The organism is Pseudovibrio denitrificans JCM 12308 (assembly GCF_001310815.1).
In the GTDB taxonomy this organism is placed as follows: Bacteria; Pseudomonadota; Alphaproteobacteria; order Rhizobiales; family Stappiaceae; genus Pseudovibrio; species Pseudovibrio denitrificans.
Window position 1 is genome coordinate 227425 of sequence record NZ_BAZK01000005.1, and the last position, 18662, is coordinate 246086.

The window sequence follows — 18662 nt, forward strand, 5'->3', positions numbered from 1 at the left end:
TGCCAGTTCGTTTCGTTAGTTGCTCTCGGCCTTTAGCAGGCTCTCAGAAGTCTGCTGTTTGGTCTCCAGCCGTGTTGTTGGGCAGCCGTCCTGTATTTTGCGCCACATGGGATTGTTGAGGGCCATTTGGCATTGGGCGAGGTAGGATGTGCCATCGACGTACAGGAGGAGAAGTCGCCGAGTTCTATGCGTTTGCCGCGGTTGGTGCAGTAGCAATCCGGTTGTTTGAACAGGCTGCGGGGCCGTTTGCGAAACTTGCTTTCCTGCGCTTGTGCGTTCCAGATGCCAACCAGCAGAACGGACAGGATGATGATGAGATAGCGGTGCATTCCCTATGATAAGATAGGTGAGAGGCATCGCTACCTTTGTTTTTAAGGGGCTAAAGATAGATCAGTGTGCCTTGAGCACGTAGATCACGGAACCAGTCTGGTTCTTGTGTCAGGCGTGTCCAGCGTAGATCCAGTTTGCGCAAGTTTGTCAGGTTCTTCATTGAGTTGGGCAGCTCTTCAAGTGGGTTTGCGCGCAGATCTAGTTGGTAGAGGTTGGAGAGGCCTCCGATGTCTTCTGGCAACCGGTTGATTTTATTGTTGCGTAAATCCAGAATTTCCAACTGCTTCAGCTCACTCATGTTGGGCGGCAGTTTGGTGAGTGCGTTGTTGCGCAGATAGGCCTCTCGTAAACCTGAAAGCTTGCTGAATGTCTGCGGAAGCTCCTTCAAGCCGTTGCCATAGAGACGAAGCTCCTGGAGGTTCTTTAACTGGTCAATGCTGTCAGGAAGCTGGCGGATGTTGTTGTCTGTACACCCAAAATACTCAAGTGCAGCCAGTTCTCCGATTCTGTTGGGTAGCTCTGTCATGACAGTGTTGCTGGCGTAAAGCACACGCAGTTGCTTCAGAGCGCCGATGGTGGATGGCAAGCATTCGAGTGTTGGTGACTAAGGTCCAGAATCTGAAGTTGGCTCAACTGAGTGAGTGTGTCCGGTAGTCGGTGGAGTTTGCAGCCGTAGATGTAGAGTTCTTTGAGACTGGTTAGCCGTGAGAATTCGCTGGGCACTTCTGAGAGAGCATTCTCGCCGAGATAAAGACTTTCCAGCGCCTTGTGCGTGAAGACTTCGCTGGGAACTGCGGTTAGCCCGCACTTCGTCAGGGCCAAATCTGTGAGTTTGCCGCCTTTAGCAACTGCGCATGGTTCACCATCTTTCCGGTGTCGGATGGTATCTAACGGCAGAAAATCGAGTTTGTCTTTTATCATCACGTTACCGGTCGTTTTTACAGAAGGAACTGCTGTTGTAGTTCCTTAAGGCGTTCTTCTGAAATGGATTGCTTGAGTGCGTTGAGCAGGGACTGAGGTAACTCGTGAGAGAGCTGCTGCTCCTCAAATGTTGTCATGAGCTGATCTAATGCTGTTCCTTGCTTCTGAAGCTCCTCATCAACTGCTTGCCAGAACGCGGCTCCTTTGACGTAAAACAGAGGGTAGTAGCTTGGATCGTTGTCGCCTGTGACTTTCTGGTGTGCTTCATACAAGCCTGTTGCGGCATGCGGAAAACGCTCTTTGAAAACCTGCCATTGATCCATGGGGCTTTCAGAGTGGATACCTGCCATTTTGAGTGATTTGTAGCCGTAATACTGGGCAAGGCTCTCTGAGATCCAGAGCGGATATGGTGTGGTAGTCAACAGGTGAAACAGTTCATGGGCGGAAACCCAATGAAGCTTGGCGATGTCCTCTGGAGATGCTTTTCCCTCGCTTGTGGCGACGTTGGCCAGAAATGCCTGTTTGCCAGCTGCACCAGCGATTTGTCCCAGCTTCTTGTCTATGGCCACCCACACCAGATCAATGTTCTGTTCCGGTAACGCCGAAGCGCCAAGGATGCTTTGCAGATACTCAAGTTGTTTTGAAGGGCAGGGAGGTTGTCGGCTTTTAGAGCTTCTGTCGGATCGTCTTTGTAGAGCGTCAGGGTGGTCTGATTGGTTCTTAAAGTCTTTGCAGCATCACCCCAAGAGAGGATGAGTGGTGGTTCATTTGCTGTTGGGAGAGCCGCGCATTTAAGTGTGGTTTCAGCCCCTTGGACTTTGCCGCAAACTTCCACCGTCGAATTGCTTTCGAGGCGAGGAATGTCATCCCATTCCGTGATGCTCCACCATCCTTGAGGGGAATAGAGGTTTTGCTGGTTTGCTACAGCTAGTGGAGTCTCACGCGGATTTTGAAAGGTGACGTTCCATTGCAGCTTTCTGCATGCAAGCGCTCGCCCGTACGGTTCAAGGACTTCAACTCCATCGCATATGAGTTGCAGTGCGTTGGTATCGCTTGGTTGAGACTGCGTGCGTGATGCAAGCAGTGTGATCTCTTGCTCGGCTGGGAGCGTGATTGTTGCCGTTGCGACTTCAGGATGGATCTTATCTGCTTCGATAATGATCTGAAGTGGAGGTGTTTGGGCGAAGGCAGAGGTGGCGCTTAAGGCCGCCATGAAGGAAAATAGAGAGAGGCGCATATTCAGGAAAACACTTGTTTGAAAAAAACAATCTTGGATTGAGTAATCGATTCGATGATTACCGCATGGAAATGTGTTCTTCCCATGTTATCCAATGCAGGAGACATATGCTCCATAAAAGTGCACTGCGTTGAAGTGCCTAAAACTCTCAGCTTATTGAATTTTTTGAATTAAATTTGCCTGAAAGTTGAATTGCTGGTTGATCCAAAAGCAAAAAGCCACTTAAAATTCAGGGACTAAAGCCAAAGGCCGTTTTTTGAAGGAGGGGAGACCTGAGGAAGACGGCATGAGTGGGAGCGGGCTGGTGTTCTATCGTGCGTTTTTCGGTTTCATCTTTGATTTCCTTTTGGTGCCGCTGCGGTTCGGTTCCTTGCTCGCCACGATTGGCTATATCAGCTTTCTTGCACTGAACATCCTTCTGATACTGGCTGTACCAGCCTTCTTCGATCTGTACGTGGCCAGTGAGCCACGGGTGTTTGCCGAGTTCCGGGAAACCATGTTCTATCAGGACACCTCGTTTATTGGTGATCCGATCGTTTTTGTGAGTTTGGTGTTCTTCAATCTGCTTCTGGCGAATGCGACGTTGACGACCCGTTTGACCCGTAGCCGGTGGCGGTTCTTTTACCCAACCCACTTCACTCCGATCAATTTGCGCGAATATCGTGTGGCCCTTGCTGGCGTTGGCTATTATGTCAGCTGTTATAGTGCCAACTGGGTCTTCTATGAGTTGCAAGTTGATGACCTTATTTTGACTGCTGCGCGTGCTGCCGGAGTTTCCTGAGCTCCAGAATCTTCAGATTCATGCGGAAAAAGTGTGGTATTATAATACCTATTTTGTATCGTATTGATTTTATTGATTAATTTGCTCGAGTGTGTAATTTTTTGCTCTTGACGCGGTGCGCAACCTCGCGTATCTACCCGTTCCTACACGGAGCTATCACGTTTAGCTGCTCTTTCGGGCCTGAACGCATTTCTCCCAAGAATTTTAACCGTCAAAACTACGGTAGATCTTATGAAGACTCATTCCACTAAAGTGGCTGAGGTCGACAAGAAGTGGATCTTGATCGACGCAGAAGGCGTTGTTGTTGGCCGTCTGGCAGCATTCATCGCAAACCGTCTGCGCGGCAAGCACAAGCCGACCTACACCCCGCACATCGACGATGGTGACAACGTAATCATCATCAACGCTGATAAAGTTGTACTGACTGGTAAAAAATACCAGAGCAAGAAGTACTACTGGCACACTGGTTACCCTGGCGGTATCAAAGAGCGCACTGCACGTCAGCTGATCGAAGGCCGTTTCCCAGAGCGCGTTCTGGAAAAAGCTGTTCAGCGCATGATGCCAGGTGGTCCTCTTTCCCGTGCGCAGCTGCGTAACCTGCGTGTTTATGCTTCTGCAGAGCATCCGCATGATGGCCAGTCTCCAGAAGTGGTAGACGTTAAAGCCATGAATCCTAAAAATGCGAAGAGGGGTTAATTATGTCTGAGCTACAGTCCCTTGAGGAACTGGGCGGCGCAATCGCCCCTGCTGAGAACGAAGCTCCTGTACATGTTCAGAAGCTCGACGCACAAGGCCGTGCGTACGCAACCGGTAAGCGTAAAGACGCTATCGCACGTGTATGGATCAAGCCAGGCACCGGCAAAATCGTTGTGAACGGCAAAGAGTACAACGAGTACTTCGCTCGTCCAGTACTTCAGCTGATCCTGCGTCAGCCAATCATGCTCACCGAGCGTGATGGTCAGTACGACATCAACGTTACCGTTGCTGGTGGTGGTCTTTCCGGTCAGGCTGGTGCTGTTCGTCACGGCATCTCCAAAGCACTGACTTTCTATGAGCCAGAGCTGCGCGCTGTGCTCAAGAAAGAAGGCTTCCTTACTCGCGATAGCCGTGTTGTTGAACGTAAGAAGTACGGTAAGCGTAAAGCTCGTCGTTCCTTCCAGTTCTCCAAGCGCTAATACGCGATACTGGAAACAGTTTTACGGAAAGGGCTGCCATTTGGCGGCCCTTTTTTGTGTCTGGCCTATGCTTTGCGGCTACTGAGATTGCGGAGTTGTTGCGGGCGTCGTTAGCTGCCACGTTGGATGAAAACAGCGGCGGAGTTCTGCGGTGGTCCAGTGGTTGCGAAAGTTTCTCTCAGCATTCTTGATGGCATTGGCACCGCATAAGCGAAGCGGGACACTTGCTCGTCTGGCTTTATGGCTGGACAAAAAGAATCTGATGGCTCTCAGGGTTCTTTATCTCAAGGAACACAAAGACTTTTCCAATATGCTCCGGCTTGGAGAGGTTCTGCAGTTGGGGCTGCATGATTCGCAGCTTGCTCGTTTGGCAGAGCAGTATTTCCTTCACAGCCGTGCTCAGCGTTTTCAGGAGCTTCATTTTCTCAAGCTGTTTCCGCAGTACGAGCAAAAGTCGGGCTACTTTGTTGAGATTGGTGTTGGAGATGGAACGCATCTCTCCAACAGCTTTCTGTTTGAGAAGGCGCTTGGGTGGTCTGGTCTGCTGGTGGAGCCTAATCCGGATTGCTGGGAGCGTATTGGTGCTGCGCGTGATGCTCTTCTGGATAAGCGGGCTGCCTGGAGTTCAGGGGGAGGATCGCTGAAGTTCTTTTGTGCTGATACGCCTGAGTACTCGGGAATGGCCTCAGTGGTGCAGGTGGGCGATAAGTCAGGGCGTGAGATTGAGGTGCCGATTGCGCAGACTGAGGATGTCTTGATCGCGCATGGGGTTCCGGATCATATCCCATTCATTTCCATCGACACGGAAGGGAGCGAGCTGGAGGTTCTGAAGGGGATCGACTTCTCGCGCCGAACGTTTGACTTTCTCTGCATTGAACATAATCACAGATCTGCGCAGCAGGATGCGTTGATCAAGTTTCTGTCTGCTTCTGGATATGAAGTGGTGCAGCCGGAGTTTTCAGGTATCGACTATTGGTTCGTTCGAGTGGGGCATGATGAACGGGTTGCGCTAGCGGCTGAGGCCGCGGAAGATGCCGATGAACCTTTGCTGATTTAGCTGGTTCAGCCGGCTTTCGCTTTCAGGCTGTTGTCGTTGACCGGTACGTTGCGCCAACTTTTGTAGAGTGGGTGGGCGTTCTTCATATGCTCGAAGATTTTCACCATCACAAAGAGTGAGGTGAACTTGGCGAGATAGGCGATGATGCCGCCGGTGAGCATGAGAGGCAGGTTGTTGGTTGCTGCTGCCCAGATGGCCAGGCCAACTGCGATCAGGCCGACGACCAGGAGCGCGAGGGCTTTCTGGTGGTAGGGTGCTGGAATCGGAACGAACATGCGGTTGAGCCACATGCGTTCACCCAGAATAGCCTTTTGCGCCCAGGTTTGTGCGCCAACGTTCTTTTTGCCAAAGGGTGGAATGATCCAGACCCATGCAACTGCTGCAACGGATAATGCGACTGCCCAGAACCAGCCAAGGGTGGGCTGATACCAGAGCGGTGCGAGCAAGGCAGGCAGGACAAGGGCTCGAACAAGCAAGCTTTTGGGCTTGTTCAGGCGTGTTAGTGCAGCACTTTGGGTGTTCAGGTGACGAACGTGTCTAGGATCCCATCCGCCGATTTTCTGCGGTTGCATCTGCGAAAGCTTAGGATCGCCTGCCACGTTGTCCTCCATTCATTCCATGAGAACAGCGTGGCTTCAGACAGACTCACTGCGTGTTCTCGTTATATGCGCACCTTAACATAACTGCCTGGTGCGTCTTCCAATATTTTTGTACGGCGTGCGCCCGGCTTGCGTGCTTTTACCCGATTATCATCCTGAGATGTAATCCATTTTTGCCAGTGTGGCCACCATGAGCCCGCTGTTTCAGATGCGTTCTGCATCCAATCATCCAGAGAGCCTTCCGGTTTGTTGCCGGTCCAGTACTGGTACTTCTCTTTGGATGGCGGGTTGACGACGCCAGCGATATGGCCTGAGCCACTCAGTACATACTCAACAGGTCCACCAAAACAGCCGCAGCCTTTGAAGACGGATTTTGCGGGAGCAATGTGGTCTTCTTTTGTTGCCAGATTATAGACTGGAATCTGAATTTCACTTAGATCCAGTTTTTCCCCGGCCAGTTCCATCTCACCTTCAGCAAGTGCGTTCTTGTGATAGCAGTTGCGCAGGTAATAGGAATGATTGGCTGCTGGCATGCGGGTGCTGTCAGCATTCCAGTAGAGCAGGTCAAACGGGAACGGGTCTTTGCCGCGGAGGTAGTTGTTGACCACGTAGGGCCAGATTAGGTCATTGGAGCGCAGCATGTTGAAGGCGGTCGCCATCTTGGAGCCGTCCAGATAGCCCTTCTGCCCCATGCGATGCTCGAGAATTTCGATCTGCTCTTCATCTACAAAGACCTTCAGGTCACCTGCATGGGTGAAATCCACTTGTGTGGTGAGGAAGGTTGCGGAGGAGATGCGGTCTTCTTCGCCAATTCTTGCCAGATAGGCGAGGGTGGCGGCAAGCAGGGTGCCACCAACGCAGTAGCCAATCGCATTGACCGTAGACTGCTGGGTGGTTTTGCGAATGCGCTCCAGTGAGTTCAGGATTCCATCGCGCATATAGTGCTCGAAGCTCTTTTGTGCCTGCTTCTCATCCGGGTTGATCCATGAAATGACGAAGACCGTGTGGCCCTGATCGACTGCCCATCTGATGAATGACTTTTCCTGATTGAGATCAAGGATGTAGTACTTGTTGATCCATGGCGGAACGATCAGCAGTGGCCGCTTCAGAACTGTGTCAGTGGTCGGGGTGTACTGGATCAGCTGGCAGACGTCGTTTTGCTCGACGATTTTACCAGGTGTCACGGCAACGTTGACGCCAACTTCGAATTTGTCCGGATCGGTCTGACGGATTCGCAGGTCGCCGTGGCCAGCTTTTATGTCTTCTGCCAGCAGCTTCATGCCTTTTACGAGGTTGCTGCCGTTCGAGGACATGGTCTCGCGCAGCAACTCCGGATTCGTCAGGATGAAGTTGGACGGCGACATGGCGTTGGAGATCTGCTTCACATAGAAGCCAGCCTTGTGGCGTGTGTGGTCATCCAGATCTTCAGCGCCTTCCACCAGCTCCTCGGCCCAGTTGCTGGTTTGCAGGTACATCTGCTTGATGAAGTCGAAGAAGTTGTTGTCGTCCCACTGACTGTCTTTAAAACGCTTGTCGGCATTGGATGGAGCAACAATGGGCTCACTGTCTTCGCCTGCCATGCGCTTGAGTGTGGAATTCCAGATGTTCATGTAGCCGGACCAGAGCTTCGTCTGAGCTTCAATGGCGCGGGAAGGGTCTTTCATCCAGTAGTTTCCGACCTCGGCGAGGGTCTTGACCACTGCGTTGAGCTCTTCGGTGCCTCCGGTTGCTGCCTCGCCTTTTTCGCGGGGTTCCAGATAGGCTGCCAGAGCCTTGCCGCCGTTCTCGGCTATTTCAGAGAGGTTTTTGGCAAATTCCTCAGGATTATTGAGGATGTACTGCAACATTGGATTGGTGTCTTCACCGGTCATTTGCCTGCTCAGTCCTCGTATCAGGTGTCTGGTAGATACTCGCCAGACCCAACCACATTCAGTGTCCGCTATCCGCACTCAAAAACATGCCGCATACACTCATGCGTTATCGGCGGTCTCTTAACCTACAAAAACGGCATAATGAGTATATCCCTAAGAAATTTGACAGGCACGTGAAAATCAGTGTGGCCCGTCTTAGTCCTTAGGCGGATTCTTAGTAGGTATTTAGCAAGTAAAGTGATCTTACGGAACTGTGAGAAGTTTTGGGTTATTCTTAAGTTTTATGGAGATGTTTAACTCTTGAGGAAAACTTGGAATACTCTGATTTCTTGAGATATTTCTTCTTAATATTTATCGGTTATGATTTGAGTATATCGTGTTCTGTATTCAGTAAATAAGAAGTGCCCTAGAGTAATAAACTATGTGTTGTTAACAGGGTAATATATGTGGACTACGGATGACGCAACTGCTAAGTGCATTTTAATTAAAGTTAAGTGCTCTGCTGTTGTGTAGTAGACGGATCAAACGCGAGGTTCCAGATGTTGCTTAAGTTTCAACGAGTTTGCAGCGCAGTCGTGCTGGCAGGTTTTGTTGGAGGTTGTGCATTTGGCGAATCTTTGACGGTGTATGAAGCGATCGAGAAGGGCAACGGTACCAAGCAGACTGGTATTGCTGAACTTCCACCTGAAGTCTCCAGCGATCTGCTTTCGCCGGAACAGCGGGCTGCTTCCGAAGCCAATCTGCTTGCAATTTCCTCTGAAAGTAAGCGCAGAGCTGGCATTGGCAACACCTTTGAGAGCAGCGCCGACCAGCTGAAACAGATTGCTGGTGAGCAAGCGCAACAATCTCAGGCTGCGCAGACGCAATAATCTTTCGCATTTTCGCGGAGTTAGCGAATGCACCTTTAGTTGTGCATTTTGTGCGGAAAGCCGTCTAAATTCTCAAGTTGAAATCGCATATTCGACCATAAGCCGCAGAAACCTGCGGCTTTTTTGTTGGATTTAAAGTTTCCAGTCTTCTTTGAAAACTTTAAAAAAATGTCGGGTTTATGCCTCATGAATGATGCGAAAAATGTTCGCACCTGCTAAAAGGCCGTGGAAACTTGGCTTAATGACTCGTGGCCGGTTTTGAATGGAAATCAAAATATAGCTTGAAACGCTAAATACTGAAGAAAGTGAGGCTCGCGTCATGGACGACTTTCACAAGACACGCCGGCTCCCGCCATATGTCTTTGAACAGGTCAATCGTCTGAAAGCCAAAGCGCGAGCGGCAGGCGCCGATATTATCGACATGGGTATGGGCAACCCTGATTTGCCTACTCCGAAGCATATTGTCGATAAGCTGGTGGAGACTGTGCAGAATCCGCGCACACATCGCTATTCCGCATCCAAAGGGATTCCGGGACTGCGTAAGGCACAGGCTGGCTATTATGAGCGTCGCTTTGGTGTAAAGCTGAACCCGGACACGCAGGTTGTTGCGACACTGGGTTCCAAGGAAGGGTTTGCCAATATGGCCCAGGCGATTACCGCGCCGGGTGATGTGGTGCTTGTCCCTAATCCGTCCTATCCAATTCATGCCTTCGGCTTCCTTATGGCAGGTGGTTCGCTGCGTTCCATCCCGGCAACTCCGGGACCAGAGCTTTTTGAAGCGCTGGAGCGGGCAGTGGTTCACTCCATTCCTAAGCCGATTGCAATTATTCTCTGCTTCCCTGCAAACCCGACAGCAAGTGTTGCTGATCTGGACTTCTACCGCGATGTGGTGGCGTTTGCGCGCAAACATGAGATCTACGTGCTTTCTGATCTGGCATACTCTGAGATCTACTTCGGTGATGTGCCTCCGCCAAGCATCCTTCAGGTGGAAGGAGCAGAGGATATTGCTGTTGAGTTTACCTCTTTGTCCAAAACCTTCTCCATGCCGGGGTGGCGCATGGGCTTTGCAGTTGGTAATGAACGTCTGATTGCGGCTCTTGCTCGTGTGAAGTCCTATCTGGATTACGGTGCGTTCACGCCAATTCAGGTGGCTGCTGCGACCGCGCTGAACGGATCAGACGACTGCATTCGTGAAACGCGCGAGATCTACAAGAAGCGCCGTGATGTGCTGATCGACTCTTTTGGACGCGCCGGTTGGGATATTCCTGCTCCGGAAGCATCCATGTTTGCCTGGGCTCCAATTCCAGACCAGTTCAAGCATCTAGGGTCTTTGGAGTTCTCCAAGCTGCTTATTGAAAAGGCAGATGTGGCGGTTGCTCCGGGAATCGGCTTTGGTGAACACGGTGAAGGTTTTGTACGTATCGGACTGGTTGAGAACGAACAGCGTATCCGCCAGGCCGCACGTGGCATTCGAAAGTTTTTTGAAGACGCGGGTAGCAATTCCAAGGAATTGAGTAAATCGGGCGCTTAGGCGCCCGCCCACCTACAGATACTGGGTATTTATGACTGATATTTTGAAAGTTGGCGTTGCTGGTCTTGGAACCGTCGGTGCTTCGTTGGTGCGTATCCTCGAGGCTAAGGCGAACGTTCTTGCCAATCGATGTGGCCGACCTATCAAAGTAGTGGCTGTGAGTGCTCGCAGCCGCTCTAAAGATCGTGGTGTTAATCTGGATGGATTGACCTGGTTTGAAGATCCCGTTGAACTTGCCAAGTTCGACGGGATTGACGTTTTTGTAGAGCTGATTGGCGGCGAGGATGGTCCGGCTGAGGTGAGTGTTCGCACCGCTTTGGAAACCGGCAAACACGTTGTCACAGCCAACAAAGCATTGCTTGCCAAGCATGCTGTTGTGCTCTCCCGTCTTGCTGAAGACAAGGGCGTGAGCCTGAACTATGAGGCTGCTGCTGCCGGCGGTATCCCAATCATCAAGACCATGCGTGAGAGCCTTGCGGGCAATGATGTTTCCCGCGTTTACGGCATCATGAACGGCACGTGTAACTACATCCTCACCCGTATGGAACGTGAAGGACTGTCATTTGCAGAATGTCTTGCTGATGCGCAGCGGCTTGGTTATGCGGAAGCTGATCCGACCTTCGACATTGAAGGGTTTGATACCGCTCATAAGCTTGCTCTGCTGACCAGCCTTGCGTTTGGCTGCGAAGTGAATGCGGATGCTATCTATGTGGAAGGGATTACTTCTATCACCACCGCTGACATTCGCGCCGCGGACGAGCTTGGTTACCGCATCAAGCTGCTGGGTGTTGCTCAGCGCACGGATACGGGCATTGAGCAGCGTGTTCATCCGACCATGGTACCGAAGTCCTCTGCGATCGCTCGCATTGATGGTGTGCTGAATGCTGTTGCTGTTGATGGTGACGCGGTTGGCGAAGTGGTGCTGGTTGGACCGGGTGCTGGTGGTGATGCGACAGCGTCCTCCGTGATCTCTGATATTGTCGACATTGCCCGCAATGTTTCTATGCCAGTGTTTAGTCAGTCTGCGACAACACTGGAGACATATGTTCCAGCGCGTATGCGAGCGCATGAAGGTGGTTATTACATCCGTCTGGCTGTTTTGGATGTTGCCGGTACTTTTGCCACAATTGCGCGCTGTATGGCGGACAAAGGCATCTCACTTGAGTCTATTGTCCAACGTGGACCGCATTCCAGAAATGATAAGGATGGTGTAAGCGATCCTGCAGCACCGCGAAGTGTTATCCTTATCACGCACGAGACCACTGAACTGGCTGTGCGCGAAGCTCTGGATGCAATTGCTGCTGAAAATGTAACCTCTGGTAAGCCACAGATGTTACGAATAGAGAACCTGAAATAAAACTTCCTCACGTTTAACGTGAAAACAGGACACCCGAGAGGTTTAAATGGCGGATAGTCATCAGGACGCAACTGACGTTCTTGACCGTATTCTGACACTGGAACTTGCACGTGTTACGGAACGTGCTGCTGTATCTGCAGCGCGGCTTCGTGGACGGGGCGATGAAAAGGCAGCTGACCAGGCTGCTGTGGACGCAATGCGCCGCGAACTGAACCAGCTGCCAATCGACGGAACCGTCGTGATTGGTGAAGGGGAACGTGATGAAGCGCCGATGCTCTACATTGGCGAAAAGGTCGGCACCAAAGACGGGCCAAAGGTTGATATCGCGCTGGATCCGCTAGAAGGTACCACGATCTGTGCGAAAAACATGCCAAACTCCATCGCTGTTATCGCGCTGGCACCGGAAGGTGGTTTGCTGAACGCGCCTGACAGTTACATGGACAAGATCGCGATCGGCCCAGGATATCCTGAAGGTACCATCGATCTGGATCGTCCAATTCAGGAAAACCTTGCAGCTGTTGCGAAAGCAAAAGGCTGTGACGTTAAAGACGTGACCGTCTGTGTGCTGGACCGTCCGCGTCATGCCAAGCTGATTGACGACATTCGTGCAACCGGTGCTTCTATCTACCTGATTGGTGATGGTGACGTTGCTGGCATCATCTACACCACTGATCCTGAAGAGACCGGTATCGATCTTTACGTTGGTATTGGTGGTGCACCTGAAGGTGTTCTGGCTGCTGCAGCTCTGCGCTGTATTGGTGGTCAGATGCAGGGCCGTCTTGTGATCACCCGCGAAGAGCAGGTTGAGCGTGCAGGTCGCATGGGTATTGATGATATCAATCGCAAATACACCATGGAAGAAATGGCTGGCGGAGACGTTCTGTTTGCTGCGACCGGTGTGACCACTGGTAACTTCCTGAAGGGTGTGAAGCTAGGCCGTGACAACATCACCACTCACACTGTTGTGATGCGCTCCACGACCGGTACGGTTCGTTTCATTGAAGCGAAGCATACGCAGTTGGAAAAGTTCCATCTGGATTGATTTCGGTCTTTCACCGAGCTAATTGATGAAAGCGGGCGGGTGTAACAAACACTCGTCCGCTTTTGCATTTTTATGAGATATCGGGCAGTTTCTTTCTATGGTTATGACATTGGATGCAACCAGTGCTGAGCGACGTGTCGTTCTTGGTGTCAAAAAGTCCTTGAGCGCACGTGTGTGGCGTGAACGGCTGGATGATCAGGGGCTTTCACAGGCGCTTGCCATTGCACAGAGAACGGAACTGCCTGAAGTGGTGGGACGCGTGCTTGCCGGGCGCAGTGTTCCGCTGGAGGACGCCTCCGGTTTCCTAAACCCTTCCATTAAAGACCTGATGCCTGATCCATCCAAACTGGTGGATATGGACAAAGCCTGCGCGCGCGTTGCCGATGCTTTGCAGGCTGGTGTGAAGATTGCCGTCTTTGGTGACTATGACGTGGATGGGGCCACTTCTTCCGCACTGCTCAAACGTTATCTGATGCAGCTGGGCGTGGAGCCGGATGTCTACATTCCCGATCGTATTATTGATGGTTACGGACCGAACCCGACAGCCATCAATCAGCTGCATGCAGGTGGTGCGCGGCTGCTGATTACCGTGGACTGTGGTTCCACCTCGTTCGAGGCATTTGAAGAAGCCAAGCGGCTTGGGCTTGAGGTGGTGGTTCTGGATCACCACCAGGTGGATGAGAATTTTCCGGAAGTCCATGCGCTGGTGAATGCCAACCGGCAGGATGACTTGTCCGGGCAGGGGCATCTGGCTGCTGTTGGTGTGACTTTCCTGTTTCTGGTCGGGCTCAATCGAGAGCTGCGCCGCCGTGGGGCCTTTGCCCAACGGGCTGAGCCGCGTCTTATGGACCTGCTCGACCTTGTAGCGCTTGGTACCGTCTGTGATGTGGTGCCGTTGAAGGGCCTGAACCGCGCTTATGTGGTGCAGGGGCTTAAAGTGATGGCGCGGCGCGAGAACATTGGACTTTCCTGCCTTGCTGACATTTCGCGGTTGAGCGGTAAGCCAACACCGTATCATCTGGCTACATGCTCGGACCGCGCATCAACGCCGGTGGTCGTATTGGCGATTCTGCTCTTGGCATGAAGCTGCTGTCTTCTGATGACCGGGCTGAAGGGGAGCGTATTGCTGCCACGCTGGAGCGGCTCAATCAGGAGCGGCAGGCGATGGAAGCGGTCATGCTGGAAGAGGGTGAGGGGCAAGCGTTCCAGAAGATGGAAGGCGCTGTTCCGCCCGCAGTGCTGCTAACCGGTGCTGACGGCTGGCATCCGGGCGTTGTGGGGCTCATCGCGTCTCGCCTGAAAGAGCGCTATCGCCGGCCTGCGTTTGCTATGGCTTTCAATGATCAGGGTGTTGGAACGGGTTCTGGCCGCTCAATCATAGGCGTTGATCTGGGCTCTGCTGTGCGGGCTGCTGTTGAGGCTGGATTGCTTGTGAAAGGTGGTGGCCATGCGATGGCTGCTGGCCTGACCATCCAAAAGATAAAGTGCCTGAGTTCGAAGCGTTTTTGACTGAGCAGCTTGGTGAGGATGTGGAGCAAGCCTCTGCTGATCATGAGCTGACCATTGATGGTGTGCTGACACCCGCCGGGGCAAACCTGAGCCTGCTTGATATGCTGGAACAGGCGGGGCCGTACGGGGCATCGCATGCAGAACCTGTTTTTGCTTTGCCATCGGTGCCGATCAAGTTCTCCAAAGTTGTTGGGCAAGGGCATGTGAGTGTGACGCTTGGCGGCAATGACGGAACCAACCTGAAGGCAATTGCCTTTAAGGCGGAAGACCAGCCACACGGCAAAGCGCTCTTACAATCGCGCGGCAAGCCCTTACATATTGCCGGAAGTTTGAGTGTTGATACATGGCAGGGGCAGGCGAAACCGTCCTTACGCATCATTGATGTTGCAGACCCATCCAAAGGGCAGTTTGGCGCCTAGTTGTTGGGGGTGTTGATGCGTGATGAGGACTTATCCTGCATCGTGAGAGGGGGGAAGCCTTTGAATATCATCGCAGCAATTCCACAGCATCTTTCTCAGATGAATGAGGTCATCCTCTCCGCAAAGCGTCACTGGGGTTACTCTGAGGAGATGATGTCCGCGTGGCTACCTGATCTGTTGGTGGATGAGGATGTTCTGGCGAGCCGTCATTTCTGGGTTCTGGAAGAAAAGGGCAGTGTTGCTGGAGTTTTCTCCATCTCAGTCGAGGATGATCAGAGCTGTGAGCTTGAGGACTTCTGGGTTTCACCGAGGCTGATGGGCCGAGGTGCAGGCCGCCTCATGTTTGTTTTCATCCAGAACTGGCTGCGTGAGCAACAGCTTCCTGAACTCACGATCGTCTCGGACCCTAACGCAAAAGGGTTTTATGAGCACATGGGGGCTGAAGTGGTTGGCACTAAACCATCGCTGCCGGTTGGACGCACACTGCCTGTGATGCGGTTCACCCTTGAGGGCCACTGAAAGACGACTGATGGACATTCGCAGATATGAGCAGACTGATTTTGCCGCATGCAGGGAGATCTTTCTGAGCAATGTTCCCCGCTTCTTTATGCCTGAGGAGCTGGATGAGTTTGCTCAGGATCTGAACAGGCTGACTGATCCTTACTTCGTTGCCGTGAAAGCGGGGCAGGTTGTTGGGTCTGGCGGCTACTTCCGTGGTGCAAAAGGAGTGGGGCTTTCCTGGGGGATGGTGCGCCGTGACTTGCATGGTCAGGGCATTGGCAAGGCTCTGGTTCAGTATCGGCTGGAGCTCATCACAGAAGACTGTCCGGATCTGGCGGTCCATATTGATACCTCTCAGCACACTCGGCCCTTCTATGAGAAAATGGGATTTATCGTTGAGCGTGTTGAAGAGAACGGTTATGGACCGGGGCTGCACAAGGTTCTCATGAAACGGTCTCCCGCTTTACCTTAAGTCTTTGCGAAAGATATCCACTCCGCTGACATCGGCTTCAATGCACTGCCAGCCCAATCCTTCGTAAAAACTGCGAAGGCTCAGTTTTGCAAAGAGATAGAGGTGAGGGTGTCCTTGTTGAGTGGCCAGTGTTTCCAGCCCTTTTGTCAGCCGCGCGCCAAAACCTCTTCTTCTGAGATCAGGTGAGATCCAAAGTGAAGCCAGCCAAGGCGTATATTGAGGGCGTTTGCTCATATCTGATTGGACAAACATGACCATGCCGAGGAACTCATCACCTTGATGGGCGATCAGTGTTGTGGGCAGAACTTCCGGGCTAAAACTCTTTTGCAGCTCTTCATAAACGTCCTCAATCGGGTGGCCTTCTTCCTCCCACCATTCCTGCCACATGCCTTTGGCTGCTGCTTCCAAAAACTGAGGAACATCAGCCAAATTTGAGATTGTCAGAGTATCCTGCATCACCCGCCCATATGCTGTCTGATGAACAGTATCGCAGAATGGGCTTTTAAGAGCCAACAAATAAGGCCATGAGCTGCGGTAGGTATGCGGGATCAGGCTGTGTGATCGTCTTCCTTCAGCGAAATTATCCCCCTTTCTGATAATGCCTGCATACTGAGTTGCAGGTTCATGCGAACGGGCAGCTTGTGGGAACGCCCCTCAGGCTGGTGTGAGCCGGGCGGGGCTACTGGGTGAGGTAACGTATCATCCAGCGGGTTCGTGGAGGTTCCCCTTTCACCAACAGTGTTGAGGGATAGCGGATGTACGGCCAGACCAAAGGGCGCCAGCACTGAGACCTGAGGCTTTCCAACCGCTTCAGGTCTTCCAAGTGTCTTTTGGACCTGGCCTTAGCCTCCTGCAAAAACGCCCAGGCAAGGCGACAGCCGATGCTGAAGACTCACTAATTTACCATATGCGCAGGCATTGCCTGCCGCCTTGCTCATCCCGATCTTTGGGAATTCTGGCTCAACGCTGCATGGCAGACCATGCGGTACTCTTTGTGTTGCCTCACCGTAAGGAGGTTGCAGCGCTGTCGTGTGAATTTGGGTGGACTTAAAGCAGATCGTTCTTAAGCTGAAACAGCTGAGTTGGTTTTGATCTTTCTGCCTAGCGGCGATGATTGGTTTGAAACTCAGATTTAAAGCTCTTGCTAAGCCTCGCTTCAATCTGATGCAGGCGTTATGCATTTTTTGGAGAACGCTGGTGACGATGCTCATGCAAAAGCAAAAAGGAGCTTAGCATGCCATCTTTGTTTTCAAGACTGCAGCGCGTTGTGTTGACTGGACTATGTTCAACTGCCCTTTTCATTTCACCTGTTGTCAGCTCATCTGCGTGCACCAGTTTTGTGGTGACGGCTAAAGATGATAGCCGTGTGTATGGGCGGACGATGGAGTTTGGATTTGAAACTGAATCGACCGTTTCTCTCATCCCACGAAACTATAAAATCACCAGTGCAGGTACTCTGGAGGATGGCAAAGAGTGGGAGGGGACGAGCTGGACAAGCAAGTATGCTGTCATTGGAATGGATATCAGAGGAGAGCAGACTGCGATTGTTGATGGCGTAAATGAAGCCGGACTTGCCGCTGGTGCTCTCTACTTTCCGGGTTTTGCTAAGTATTCTGAAGCAACATCAAACGGAGCTGATGGAGAGCTCGCGCCGATTAACTTCCTGGTTTGGGTGCTGTCGCAGTTTGAGACCGTTGAAGAGGTGAAAGAGGCCGTCAAGTCAGTCAAGCTGGTCGACATTGAGTTTAAGGTTCTTGGGCAGATACCACCACTCCATTTCACCATTCATGACCGTTCCGGGAAATCTATTGTGATTGAGCCAGTGGATGATGGCTTGAAGATTTATGACAATGAACTGGGTGTCATGACCAACTCACCGCAGTTTGATTGGCACATGACTAACCTGCGCAATTATGTGAACTTAACCCCCATCAACACAGCCGCGAAAAAGTTCCCTGAAGGGGAGTTGTCTCCATTGGGTCAAGGTTCGGGGATGTTAGGTGTGCCGGGTGATGTAACACCGCCATCACGCTTTGTGAGAGTGACTACTTATGTCAACAGTGCCGAGGTCAAAGATACCTCAAAAGAGAACCTGAATGTTGCAGGTCATATTCTGAATAACTTCGATATCCCTAAGGGCTTTGCGCGCGATAGTGATCCAGATGCGGGAGCTGATGATGGTCCGGACTACACCCAGTGGTCTGTTATGGCTGATTTGAATGAAGCTACTTATTACGTGCGTGCGTTAGATGCCATGAACTTCAACTCCGTAACCTTTGATGATTTTGATGTGAATGGTACAGAGGCGATCAGTTTAAAACCGATGGTGTCAGATCCATTCAGTAATCTGGCAGACTTAGCGAAGTAACCTATGGAGGCTGTTGAGGCAGGTCCTTTGCAGCCTTCTTTCGCATTGCAATTTAAATCCGTTTGCTGAAGGTTTTGCAATTTTTGATGGTTATCCTATATGCAGTTGATGCGTGTAAGTGTTTCGCGCAGTATGTGATTTGGAATAGGACATTAAGGAGCAGCCATGCCGGAGAGTGCAAGTGAAGCGGTGCCTGCGGAGCAGCCTCGCACCAAACTCGGACAAGGTCTTGGCCTTGGATTGGCGCTTGGTGGTTTTTGCGGTGTCATTGCGATCCTGAGCTCAGCTGCCAGCTCTCATACGATAGATAATCAGTATCTGGGCATTATCTCCCAAATCACCATGATGCATGCAGCGGCCTTTGTCGGGCTGGGTGTTGCGCATGGGATTACCAGTTCCAAAGGTATCGCCTTTGCTATGCTGCTGCTGTTTGCCGGGGTTGGCCTGTTCTGTGGTGATCTTGCCCAGCGTTTATTCGTTGGCGAGAAGCTGTTTGATTTTGCAGCACCAACAGGCGGGATGCTGATGATTTTGGGATGGCTGTTTGTGTTTCTGACTGGCCTGAACAGGATGATGAAAGGCTAGTTGGCTGATCCTACAGATCTCACAGTAAAGGGCGAACC

At 51.7% G+C, this 18662-nt stretch carries 20 protein-coding genes and 1 pseudogene; 14 read left to right on the plus strand and 7 right to left on the minus strand.

The annotated features are described in order from the left end of the window. The first annotated feature begins 146 nt into the window (after nt 1-146). Nucleotides 147-338 (plus strand): hypothetical protein, encoded by a 192-nt coding sequence (locus tag JCM12308_RS28260; protein WP_054783405.1) that lies wholly within the window; start codon nt 147-149, stop codon nt 336-338. A gap of 41 nt (nt 339-379) precedes the next feature. Here the strand turns inward: JCM12308_RS28260 and JCM12308_RS29390 are convergent, their stop codons facing one another. From JCM12308_RS29390 to JCM12308_RS29405, 4 genes are read right to left on the minus strand one after another with little or no spacing between them, the layout of a single operon-like run. After that, the gene (locus JCM12308_RS29390) at nt 380-916 is read right to left on the minus strand and encodes a leucine-rich repeat domain-containing protein (protein ID WP_208978381.1); all 537 of its coding nucleotides are present in this window, start codon (nt 914-916) and stop codon (nt 380-382) included. After that, the gene (locus JCM12308_RS29395; protein ID WP_208978382.1) at nt 892-1251 is read right to left on the minus strand and encodes a leucine-rich repeat domain-containing protein; all 360 of its coding nucleotides are present in this window, start codon (nt 1249-1251) and stop codon (nt 892-894) included. Before JCM12308_RS29395 ends, JCM12308_RS29390 begins: the two co-directional genes overlap by 25 nt. Nucleotides 1252-1268: 17 nt before the next feature. Then, the gene (locus tag JCM12308_RS29400; protein WP_208978383.1) at nt 1269-1820 is read right to left on the minus strand and encodes a hypothetical protein; all 552 of its coding nucleotides are present in this window, start codon (nt 1818-1820) and stop codon (nt 1269-1271) included. Continuing rightward, nucleotides 1811-2488: a hypothetical protein gene (locus tag JCM12308_RS29405; RefSeq protein ID WP_208978384.1), complete on the minus strand. Its 678-nt coding sequence runs from the start codon at nt 2486-2488 to the stop codon at nt 1811-1813. The genes JCM12308_RS29400 and JCM12308_RS29405 overlap by 10 nt, the downstream gene beginning before the upstream one ends. A 286-nt stretch (nt 2489-2774) precedes the next feature. Here JCM12308_RS29405 and JCM12308_RS08195 point away from each other — a divergent pair, with 286 nt between their 5' ends. The 4 genes from JCM12308_RS08195 to JCM12308_RS08210 all read left to right on the plus strand — a co-directional run bounded on the left by JCM12308_RS08195 (nt 2775) and on the right by JCM12308_RS08210 (nt 5501). Further along, nucleotides 2775-3269 carry a hypothetical protein gene (locus JCM12308_RS08195; RefSeq protein ID WP_054783406.1) on the plus strand — a complete coding sequence of 165 codons (495 nt, stop codon included), beginning with the start codon at nt 2775-2777 and terminating at the stop codon, nt 3267-3269. A gap of 231 nt (nt 3270-3500) precedes the next feature. Further along, nucleotides 3501-3965 carry a 50S ribosomal protein L13 gene (rplM, locus tag JCM12308_RS08200; RefSeq protein WP_037035767.1) on the plus strand — a complete coding sequence of 155 codons (465 nt, stop codon included), beginning with the start codon at nt 3501-3503 and terminating at the stop codon, nt 3963-3965. Between the two features lie 2 nt (nt 3966-3967). Continuing rightward, nucleotides 3968-4444, plus strand: coding sequence for a 30S ribosomal protein S9 (gene rpsI / locus JCM12308_RS08205; protein ID WP_008546672.1), 477 nt, complete (start codon nt 3968-3970; stop codon nt 4442-4444). Nucleotides 4445-4634: 190 nt separating this feature from the next. After that, on the plus strand, nt 4635-5501 hold the full coding sequence (locus tag JCM12308_RS08210; protein WP_054783407.1) for an FkbM family methyltransferase: 867 nt from the start codon (nt 4635-4637) through the stop codon (nt 5499-5501). Nucleotides 5502-5506: 5 nt separating this feature from the next. Here JCM12308_RS08210 and JCM12308_RS08215 read toward each other — a convergent pair whose 3' ends face one another. After that, nucleotides 5507-6100: a DUF6653 family protein gene (locus JCM12308_RS08215; RefSeq protein ID WP_208608994.1), complete on the minus strand. Its 594-nt coding sequence runs from the start codon at nt 6098-6100 to the stop codon at nt 5507-5509. Between the two features lie 62 nt (nt 6101-6162). Next, nucleotides 6163-7971, minus strand: a complete 1809-nt coding sequence (locus JCM12308_RS08220; RefSeq protein ID WP_054783409.1) for a PHA/PHB synthase family protein — start codon at nt 7969-7971, stop codon at nt 6163-6165. Nucleotides 7972-8510: 539 nt separating this feature from the next. Here JCM12308_RS08220 and JCM12308_RS08225 point away from each other — a divergent pair. The 7 genes and pseudogenes from JCM12308_RS08225 to JCM12308_RS08255 all read left to right on the plus strand — a co-directional run bounded on the left by JCM12308_RS08225 (nt 8511) and on the right by JCM12308_RS08255 (nt 15671). Beyond that, a complete protein-coding gene (locus tag JCM12308_RS08225) occupies nt 8511-8840 on the plus strand; it encodes a hypothetical protein (RefSeq protein ID WP_208608995.1) in 330 nt (109 codons plus the stop codon). Nucleotides 8841-9159: 319 nt separating this feature from the next. Beyond that, nucleotides 9160-10371 (plus strand): LL-diaminopimelate aminotransferase, encoded by a 1212-nt coding sequence (locus JCM12308_RS08230; RefSeq protein WP_037035769.1) that lies wholly within the window; start codon nt 9160-9162, stop codon nt 10369-10371. Nucleotides 10372-10402: 31 nt separating this feature from the next. Next, a complete protein-coding gene (locus JCM12308_RS08235; protein WP_008547003.1) occupies nt 10403-11728 on the plus strand; it encodes a homoserine dehydrogenase in 1326 nt (441 codons plus the stop codon). 46 nt (nt 11729-11774) lie between these two features. Next, entirely contained in the window at nt 11775-12770 is a 996-nt protein-coding gene (glpX, locus tag JCM12308_RS08240) for a class II fructose-bisphosphatase (protein ID WP_008547053.1), read from the plus strand. A 97-nt stretch (nt 12771-12867) separates the two neighbouring features. Further along, nucleotides 12868-14698: pseudogene (gene recJ, locus JCM12308_RS08245) on the plus strand (single-stranded-DNA-specific exonuclease RecJ). Nucleotides 14699-14758: 60 nt separating this feature from the next. Beyond that, nucleotides 14759-15217 carry a GNAT family N-acetyltransferase gene (locus JCM12308_RS08250; RefSeq protein WP_054783410.1) on the plus strand — a complete coding sequence of 153 codons (459 nt, stop codon included), beginning with the start codon at nt 14759-14761 and terminating at the stop codon, nt 15215-15217. Nucleotides 15218-15227: 10 nt separating this feature from the next. Further along, nucleotides 15228-15671 (plus strand): GNAT family N-acetyltransferase, encoded by a 444-nt coding sequence (locus tag JCM12308_RS08255; RefSeq protein ID WP_054783411.1) that lies wholly within the window; start codon nt 15228-15230, stop codon nt 15669-15671. On the opposite strand, the gene JCM12308_RS08260 is transcribed toward JCM12308_RS08255, so the two are convergent. Then, a complete protein-coding gene (locus JCM12308_RS08260; RefSeq protein WP_208608996.1) occupies nt 15663-16127 on the minus strand; it encodes a GNAT family N-acetyltransferase in 465 nt (154 codons plus the stop codon). The genes JCM12308_RS08255 and JCM12308_RS08260 overlap by 9 nt on opposite strands. A gap of 778 nt (nt 16128-16905) precedes the next feature. On the opposite strand from JCM12308_RS08260, the gene JCM12308_RS08265 reads away from it, so the two are divergent. Beyond that, complete coding sequence (locus tag JCM12308_RS08265; RefSeq protein ID WP_054783413.1) at nt 16906-18039, plus strand: choloylglycine hydrolase family protein; 1134 nt, start codon at nt 16906-16908, stop codon at nt 18037-18039. Between the two features lie 165 nt (nt 18040-18204). Beyond that, complete coding sequence (locus JCM12308_RS08270; RefSeq protein WP_008546546.1) at nt 18205-18624, plus strand: DUF423 domain-containing protein; 420 nt, start codon at nt 18205-18207, stop codon at nt 18622-18624. Nucleotides 18625-18662 lie beyond the last annotated feature (38 nt).

Coding starts and splice junctions, on each gene's coding strand:
- JCM12308_RS28260 (WP_054783405.1), top strand. CDS start 147: ATGTGCCATCGACGTACAGGAGGAGAAGTCGCCGAGTTCTATGCGTTT.
- JCM12308_RS29395 (WP_208978382.1), bottom strand. CDS start 1,251: ATGATAAAAGACAAACTCGATTTTCTGCCGTTAGATACCATCCGACAC.
- JCM12308_RS29405 (WP_208978384.1), bottom strand. CDS start 2,488: ATGCGCCTCTCTCTATTTTCCTTCATGGCGGCCTTAAGCGCCACCTCT.
- JCM12308_RS08195 (WP_054783406.1), top strand. CDS start 2,775: ATGAGTGGGAGCGGGCTGGTGTTCTATCGTGCGTTTTTCGGTTTCATC.
- rplM (WP_037035767.1), top strand. CDS start 3,501: ATGAAGACTCATTCCACTAAAGTGGCTGAGGTCGACAAGAAGTGGATC.
- rpsI (WP_008546672.1), top strand. CDS start 3,968: ATGTCTGAGCTACAGTCCCTTGAGGAACTGGGCGGCGCAATCGCCCCT.
- JCM12308_RS08210 (WP_054783407.1), top strand. CDS start 4,635: ATGGCATTGGCACCGCATAAGCGAAGCGGGACACTTGCTCGTCTGGCT.
- JCM12308_RS08220 (WP_054783409.1), bottom strand. CDS start 7,971: ATGACCGGTGAAGACACCAATCCAATGTTGCAGTACATCCTCAATAAT.
- JCM12308_RS08225 (WP_208608995.1), top strand. CDS start 8,511: ATGTTGCTTAAGTTTCAACGAGTTTGCAGCGCAGTCGTGCTGGCAGGT.
- JCM12308_RS08230 (WP_037035769.1), top strand. CDS start 9,160: ATGGACGACTTTCACAAGACACGCCGGCTCCCGCCATATGTCTTTGAA.
- JCM12308_RS08235 (WP_008547003.1), top strand. CDS start 10,403: ATGACTGATATTTTGAAAGTTGGCGTTGCTGGTCTTGGAACCGTCGGT.
- glpX (WP_008547053.1), top strand. CDS start 11,775: ATGGCGGATAGTCATCAGGACGCAACTGACGTTCTTGACCGTATTCTG.
- JCM12308_RS08255 (WP_054783411.1), top strand. CDS start 15,228: ATGGACATTCGCAGATATGAGCAGACTGATTTTGCCGCATGCAGGGAG.
- JCM12308_RS08260 (WP_208608996.1), bottom strand. CDS start 16,127: ATGCAGGATACTCTGACAATCTCAAATTTGGCTGATGTTCCTCAGTTT.
- JCM12308_RS08265 (WP_054783413.1), top strand. CDS start 16,906: ATGCCATCTTTGTTTTCAAGACTGCAGCGCGTTGTGTTGACTGGACTA.
- JCM12308_RS08270 (WP_008546546.1), top strand. CDS start 18,205: ATGCCGGAGAGTGCAAGTGAAGCGGTGCCTGCGGAGCAGCCTCGCACC.